General features: G+C 69.0%; 1 protein-coding gene. It reads left to right on the forward strand.

Going from position 1 to position 1,011, the window contains the following annotated elements:
- Nucleotides 1–1,011, forward strand: a 1,011-nt coding sequence (ispG, locus tag IE178_RS35050; RefSeq protein ID WP_193515070.1) for a flavodoxin-dependent (E)-4-hydroxy-3-methylbut-2-enyl-diphosphate synthase, incomplete at both ends; no start/stop codon positions are given.

The following is a 1,011-nucleotide window of genomic DNA, read 5'->3' on the forward strand; positions in this document are numbered from 1 at the left end:
GTGTCCGTGCAGTCGATGACGACCACGCGTACGTCCGACATCGGGGCGACGCTGCAGCAGATCGCCGAGCTCACCGCGTCCGGCTGCCAGATCGTGCGGGTGGCCTGCCCCACGCAGGACGACGCGGACGCGCTCGCGACCATCGCCCGCAAGTCGCAGATCCCGGTGATCGCCGACATCCACTTCCAGCCCAAGTACGTCTTCGCGGCGATCGAGGCCGGCTGCGCGGCGGTCCGGGTGAACCCCGGCAACATCAAGAAGTTCGACGACCAGGTCAGGGAGATCGCCAGGGCGGCGAAGGACCACGGCACCCCGATCCGCATCGGTGTGAACGCCGGGTCGCTGGACCGGCGCCTGCTCCAGAAGTACGGCAAGGCCACACCCGAGGCGCTCGTGGAGTCCGCCCTGTGGGAGGCGTCCCTCTTCGAGGAGCACGACTTCCGGGACATCAAGATCTCCGTCAAGCACAACGACCCGGTCGTCATGATCGAGGCCTACCGACAGCTCGCCGAGCAGTGCGACTACCCGCTGCACCTCGGCGTGACCGAGGCCGGCCCGGCGTTCCAGGGCACGATCAAGTCGGCCGTCGCCTTCGGCGCGCTGCTCTCCCAGGGCATCGGCGACACCATCCGCGTCTCCCTGTCGGCCCCGCCGGCCGAGGAGGTCAAGGTCGGCATCCAGATCCTGGAGTCGCTGGGGCTCAAGGAGCGCGGCCTGGAGATCGTCTCGTGCCCGTCCTGCGGCCGCGCCCAGGTCGACGTCTACACGCTCGCCGAGGAGGTCACCGCCGGCCTCACCGGCATGGACGTCCCGCTGCGCGTCGCCGTCATGGGCTGCGTCGTCAACGGCCCCGGCGAGGCCCGCGAGGCCGACCTCGGCGTCGCCTCCGGCAACGGCAAGGGCCAGATCTTCGTGAAGGGCGAGGTCATCAAGACCGTCCCCGAGTCCAAGATCGTGGAGACGCTGATCGAAGAAGCGATGAAGCTGGCCGAGCAGATGGAGAAGGACGGC

This window comes from Streptomyces griseoloalbus (assembly GCA_014650015.1).
Classification (GTDB): Bacteria; Actinomycetota; Actinomycetes; order Streptomycetales; family Streptomycetaceae; genus Streptomyces; species Streptomyces griseoloalbus.